The organism is Malaciobacter canalis (assembly GCF_008000835.1).
Taxonomy (GTDB): domain Bacteria; phylum Campylobacterota; class Campylobacteria; order Campylobacterales; family Arcobacteraceae; genus Malaciobacter; species Malaciobacter canalis.
This window is the reverse complement of the sequence record NZ_CP042812.1, coordinates 2,823,477-2,829,476: the sequence shown is the minus strand read 5'-3', so window position 1 is coordinate 2,829,476 and position 6,000 is coordinate 2,823,477. Positions and strand designations below refer to the sequence as shown.

7 protein-coding genes are annotated in these 6,000 nt (G+C 26.5%); 3 read left to right on the top strand and 4 right to left on the bottom strand.

Annotation, left to right across the window (positions count from 1 at the left end):
• Window positions 1–234: 234 nt before the first annotated feature.
• From ruvC to ACAN_RS13920, 3 genes are all read left to right on the top strand, one after another.
• On the top strand, window positions 235–702 hold the full coding sequence (gene ruvC / locus ACAN_RS13930) for a crossover junction endodeoxyribonuclease RuvC (RefSeq protein WP_079578165.1): 468 nt from the start codon (window positions 235–237) through the stop codon (window positions 700–702).
• Between the two features lie 61 nt (window positions 703–763).
• Window positions 764–1,333, top strand: coding sequence for a phosphoribosylglycinamide formyltransferase (gene purN / locus ACAN_RS13925; RefSeq protein ID WP_099334872.1), 570 nt, complete (start codon window positions 764–766; stop codon window positions 1,331–1,333).
• A 121-nt stretch (window positions 1,334–1,454) separates the two neighbouring features.
• Window positions 1,455–2,699 (top strand): response regulator, encoded by a 1,245-nt coding sequence (locus ACAN_RS13920; protein ID WP_099334873.1) that lies wholly within the window; start codon window positions 1,455–1,457, stop codon window positions 2,697–2,699.
• A gap of 1 nt (window position 2,700) precedes the next feature.
• Here the strand turns inward: ACAN_RS13920 and ACAN_RS13915 are convergent, their stop codons facing one another.
• From ACAN_RS13915 to yedE, 4 genes are all read right to left on the bottom strand, one after another.
• Window positions 2,701–3,306, bottom strand: coding sequence for a trimeric intracellular cation channel family protein (locus tag ACAN_RS13915; RefSeq protein ID WP_099334874.1), 606 nt, complete (start codon window positions 3,304–3,306; stop codon window positions 2,701–2,703).
• A 64-nt stretch (window positions 3,307–3,370) separates the two neighbouring features.
• Window positions 3,371–4,291, bottom strand: coding sequence for a glutaminase (locus tag ACAN_RS13910; RefSeq protein WP_099334875.1), 921 nt, complete (start codon window positions 4,289–4,291; stop codon window positions 3,371–3,373).
• A gap of 35 nt (window positions 4,292–4,326) precedes the next feature.
• On the bottom strand, window positions 4,327–4,566 hold the full coding sequence (gene yedF, locus ACAN_RS13905) for a sulfurtransferase-like selenium metabolism protein YedF (RefSeq protein WP_079578177.1): 240 nt from the start codon (window positions 4,564–4,566) through the stop codon (window positions 4,327–4,329).
• Window positions 4,567–4,576: 10 nt separating this feature from the next.
• On the bottom strand, window positions 4,577–5,773 hold the full coding sequence (gene yedE / locus ACAN_RS13900) for a selenium metabolism membrane protein YedE/FdhT (RefSeq protein ID WP_099334876.1): 1,197 nt from the start codon (window positions 5,771–5,773) through the stop codon (window positions 4,577–4,579).
• Window positions 5,774–6,000 lie beyond the last annotated feature (227 nt).

Below are 6,000 nucleotides of genomic sequence, written 5' to 3'. Positions count from 1 at the left end.
ATAATATATACTCTTTTTTCATAATTGGTAAATATTATAGCTAAATATTTATGAAAAAATTATCAACACAGTGAATAAATTTTAAATTTTGTGTGAAAAGAATCACAATTTAAGTGAATATTTATAAAAGATTGACGATTATACCACACTTTAAACATGTGAATAAAGTGATTTAACCATAAGTGAAAAGATGAATAGATAATTTTTATGTGATGAATAAAAGGTGAATAAGTAGTGAAAATATTAGGAATAGATCCAGGTACAAGAAACTGTGGATATGCAATAATTGAAAAAAATGGAAGAAATATTAAGCTTTTAGAAGCTGGCTTAATAAAAATAAAAACAAAGATTTTACAAGAACAAATTGTTGAGATGACAGAAGGACTTGATATGATTTTTAAAAAGTTTGATATAAATGAAGTTGCGATTGAAGATATGTTTTATGCTTTTAATCCAAAAACAGTTATAAAACTAGCACAATTTAGAGGAGCAATTTCATTAAAAGTTCTTTTAGAATTTGGAAATTTTGCAGAATATACTCCATTGCAAGTAAAACAAGCAGTAACAGGAAATGGTAAAGCTGCAAAAGAGCAAGTTGCATTTATGGTAAAAAGGTTATTAGGTATAAAAAAAGAGATAAAGCCATTAGATATTACTGATGCAATTGCAATAGCAATTACTCATTCTCAAAGAATAAAATAGTTTTGATGGTTTACATCTTAATGTTTTTTTATTATAATCTCAAATTTATTTAAGGTAGGCTATGAAAAAAATAGGAATTCTTTCATCTCATAATGGTAGTGGTTTTGATTATATTCAAAAAGCATGTGAAGATAAGATTTTAAATGCACAAGTTGTTGTGATTATTTCAAATAATACTGATGCAAATGTTTTAAAAAAAGCAAGTAGTAAAAATATTCCAAATTATATAATAAATTCAAAAAAATATGATGATACTGATGAAGAAATTACAAATTTGCTTAAAAAATATAAATGTGATTATGTTTTTTTATCTGGATATATGAAAAAAATTGAATCAAAACTATTAAAAGAGTTTGAAAATAAAATCATAAATACACACCCATCTCTTTTGCCAAAATTTGGAGGAAAAGGGATGTATGGTAGAAATGTTCATGAAGCAGTTTTAAAAGCAAATGAAAAAAAATCTGGTGTCACTTTACACTATGTAAGTAAAGATTATGATGAAGGAGAGTTTATTTTACAAAACTCCTTAAAGCTTAATGAAAATGAAACTATTGAGTCACTAGAAAGCAGAATTAAAGATCTTGAAAAAAGAACTATTATTGAAGGATTACAAAAAATAATATTATAGAAATTGACACAATTCCCTAAAATACTAATTTAAAACTTAATAAAATATAAAACAAAAGAGTAATATAATTTTTGATAGTTAAGATAAACTTATATGAAATATCATAAATTAGGAAATTACAATGATAGATATATCTTTTTTAAAAACTCTTTGTATTTTATATGTTGAGGATCATCTTTCAACGCAAGAAGAATTGGGTAAAATCTTTAAAACTTTTTTTAAAAAAGTTTATATTGCAAGTGATGGAAAAGAGGGATTAGAACTTTATTTAAAAAATAAAGATGAAATAGATGTAATTATTAGTGATATAAATATGCCAAATCTTTCAGGAATTGGCATGTTAAAAGAGATTAGAAAACTAAAAATTGATATTCCATTGATTTTTGCAACTGCTTATTCAGAATCAAAATTTTTACTTGAAGCTATCAAACTTAATACTTCTGCTTATATTTTAAAACCTTATGATGTTGAAAATATGATATTAAAAGTTCAATCAATAGCAAAAGAAAAAGAGAATTCAAAGCTTGTAGAGTTTCAACAAGTTGAAATGCAACAGTATATTGATGTTATTGATAAAGTTGCTATCATATCAAGAACAAATCCAAAAGGAATTATTACTTTTGTAAATGATAGATTTTGTGAAACATCTGGATATAAAGAAGAGGAATTACTTGGACAAGCACATAATATAATAAGACATCCTGATATGCCAAGTGAGATTTTTAAAGGCTTATGGAGTGATATTCAAAGTGGAAAAATCTGGCAAGGCAAAGTTAAAAATAAAGCAAAAGATGGACAAGCATATTATGTAAACTCTACGATAATTCCAAGATTTAACTCTAAAAAAGAGATTATTGAGTATATAGGAATTAGATTTTTAATAACAAATGATGAAAATGAAAAAAGAAAGTTTAAAAAGAATATATTAAATAATATAAAAGAATCAAGAAAAAAAGAGAGTCAATATCTAACAGAGATAAGAGAGCTTGAAAAAAAAGTTAAAAACTTAGAAGATGGCTTGATTTTAAAAAATGAAGTATTAAGTAATGAAAAACAAAAAAGTGCAAAACAACACTCACAATTGCTTTATTATGAAGATGAAATAAAAAGTTTAAATGCACAAATGGAGAATATAAAAGTAGAAAGTTATCAAAAAGTTTTAGAAGCAGTAACTAAAATGAAAAAATATAAAATAATAAATGATGATTTAAAACAAAAAAATGAAGCTCTTGAAAATGAAGTAAATTTAAGAAAAGATGAGTTTATAAAATTAAATGAGCAAGTAAGTGAACAAGCAAAAATTATTACTAATTTAAAAGATGTAATAGAGCATAGAGAGAGTCAACTAGAACAATTTAAAAAATAGATTATAGTTTTGGTAAGTTCCATTTTTTGTAATAAGCTAATAATCTTAAACTAACGCCAAAAATAAAAACTATAATAAGAGTAAAAAGATTCATTATATTAAATATGTTTAATGTATATATTATCAAGCCAACAATAATTGCAACTGTTGCGTAAAATTCAGATACAAGTATAAAAGGAACTTTATTTATTAAAATATCTCTTGTTGTTCCCCCTCCAACTGCTGTTAAAAAAGCAAGTATTAAAACACCCAAAAAGTTAAAATCATTTTCAATTGCTATTAAAGATCCAGTAATTGCAAAAGAGGCTAATCCAATTGCATCTGAAACTATAAATGCAGTTTTCCCTTCTAAGTTATTAATATTGTGAAGTTTAAATATAAATGAGAGAAAAATAGTACTTACTACTAAAATAATAGGAGTGGTATTAGTAAAAATAAATGGAGTTTCATTAGAGATAACATCTCTTATCATTCCACCTCCTAAAGCTGTTAAAAAAGAAGAGATAAAAACACCTAAAATATCAAGTTTATAATGAACTGCAATTAAAAAACCACTAAGAGCAAAAGATATAATACCTATAAAATCAGCTAATTGCAGTGCAGTCATTTTAATCCTTATCTATTTTTATAAAAATTATACATAAATTGTACTTAACTAGATAAGGATATGTTTAAAATATAGAAAGTTTAGTTTTTGATGTAAATAGTTCTAAGGCTTTTGTTCCAGCGTGTGAATTTCCTTTTGCATTTAATCTTGGTGAGTAAACACAAATTGACATTTTTTTAGGAACTACGGCTACTATTCCACCTCCAACACCACTTTTACCAGGAAGTCCCACATGAAAAGCAAAATCTCCTGAGGCATCATAGTGACCACAAGTTAACATTAAAGAGTTAACTCTTTTTGCTCTTGAAGAGTTTATATAAATCTCTTTTGTATCAGGATCTTCTCCATGATTTGCTAAATATAGCATTGATTTTGCTAATTGTTCGCAGTTCATCATCAAAGAACACTGTTTAAAATAAGTATCTAAAGTATTTTCTATTGGATTTTTTATATTGTTAAAACTTTTCATTAAACTTGCTAAAGCTTGATTTCTAAAACCATGTTTTAATTCAGAATCAAATATCTCTTTATTATAAGTTATATCTTCTTTACAAAGTTTATTAATAAAGTTATTAATTGCTTCAAAGGCTTTTTCTTTTGTTTTATAGTATGAAAGTAAAGTGTCTGTTGTAACTATTGCACCTGCATTAATAAATGGATTTCTTGGAATACCTTTTTCATATTCTAGTTGAATAAGTGAGTTAAAAGGATTACCTGATGGTTCATGCCATACTCTTTTATAAAGTTTAGTTGAATAAAGTTCTAAAGCCATACTAAAAGTAAAAACTTTTGAAATACTTTGAATAGAAAATTTTTTATTATATGAGCCAATATTATAAGAAGTTCCATCTAATAGATGAATACTCATGGCAAAATCATCTGAATCTACTTGTTTAAGTGCTGGAATATAACTAGCAACTTTTCCTTTTGTAAGTTCTGGTTGTATTTGTTCATAAATCTCTTCAAGAATAGTTTGATAGTTCATTTTAATCCTTTAGAGGTATTATACCTCTAAAAAGACTATTTTCTAATTACGTATTTAATAGTTGGACCACTACTATCTACTTCTAAAACTTCATATCCATGATTTTTTGCATCTGCTGGAATATTATTGATACTTTGTGGACAATCACTAATTACCTCTAATATTTCACCTTTTTTTAAATCTTTCATTGTTTCAAGTGCATTTACTGCTGGATATGGGCAAGGTTCCCCTTGCATATCAAGTCTATAATCTGGAACAATTTCATCTTTTTTCATTTTAAATTCCTTATCTATTAATTGATTTATTTAAGTATCTTTTTTCTAATACTAAAATAAGTATAAAAAGAAGAACTAATAGGCCATAATTTAAGAATAATCCACCATAATTACCAAATGATTCAAGTAAATTAATTTTTGGCCAGCTTGTAGCTAATTGTAATGATAAATCATCCCAAACAAAAGCTAGTAATGTTGAACCTATAACATTTCCAATTCCAACTACCCAAAAATGAACTTGTCCTTCAACAGCTCTATACATCCAACCACACTCGCAACCACCAGCTAAAACAATACCAAATCCAAATAAAACACCACCAATAATTGCATTTGGTCCTGCCCACATAATTTTTGCAGGTTGTCCCATTGTAATATATGAAAATACACCAATTGTTGCAACTACCATACCAATAACAATTGCTTTTGCCATTTGGCTTCTACCTGTTGTAAAAATATCTCTAAATGCAGATGTAAAGCATATTTGAGCTTTTGCAATTGCTAAACCAAAAGCACTACCAAATAACATTGCCATTCCAAGTTTTGTACTACCTTGAACAAAAATTAGATAAACTGCCCATAAAAGAACTGCAATAAATACTATGCTTCCTAATTTAAAAAGATTATTTACTCTTTTTTTATCAGTATGTAACTCTTTTGAGCACGATACTTTTTTTAGTTTAATTTTTGATTGAAAAAAAGGAAGTAGTGAAAACTTAGCACCTAAATATACCCCTAAAATCATAGCAAGAGTAAACATCCAAGCATGAAATGAAAATTGTGGAATACCAGTAAAGAAACTTGCAAGGTTACAACCCATACCAAGTCTTGCTCCAAAACCTGCAATAATACCACCTATTAAAGCTTGATAAACTCTAGTACTACTTACAGGCATTCTAAGTTTTACATTGTTTCCCCAAAATGCAGCAGCAATACAACCTGCAAACATACCAATAATCATAACACCATCAATTCTTGTAAAAATATTACCATCCATATTCATGATTTTGTAATATCCCCAAGTAGATAAATCCACACCAAAGGCTTCAAGAATATGTCCACCCCATCTAGTAAATTCACCAGTTACAGCCCAATAAGTTCCAGTGATACCAAAGTAATAAGCCGATAAAATACCAAGTGCAATAACAGCAGGAATAGGTGCCCAAAACTTAACTAAAAAATCTCTTTTGAAATTTTGCCAAAAGTTCATATATACTCCTAAGAGTTAAAAAATAATAATTTTAAAAATAGTAATGAAAAGAAGAAATAAGTATTTTTACTATTTTAAAATGTAAGATAAGACAGAACTTGATAGTTTGTTCAAGATGTCAATTTGTACCACAAATCTGAACGAAATAATAACTCAAATAACTTTAATATTAATTAAAAAAAAAGTAATTTTTTTTCTTAAGAATTACAAATAATAAGAAAAAATAA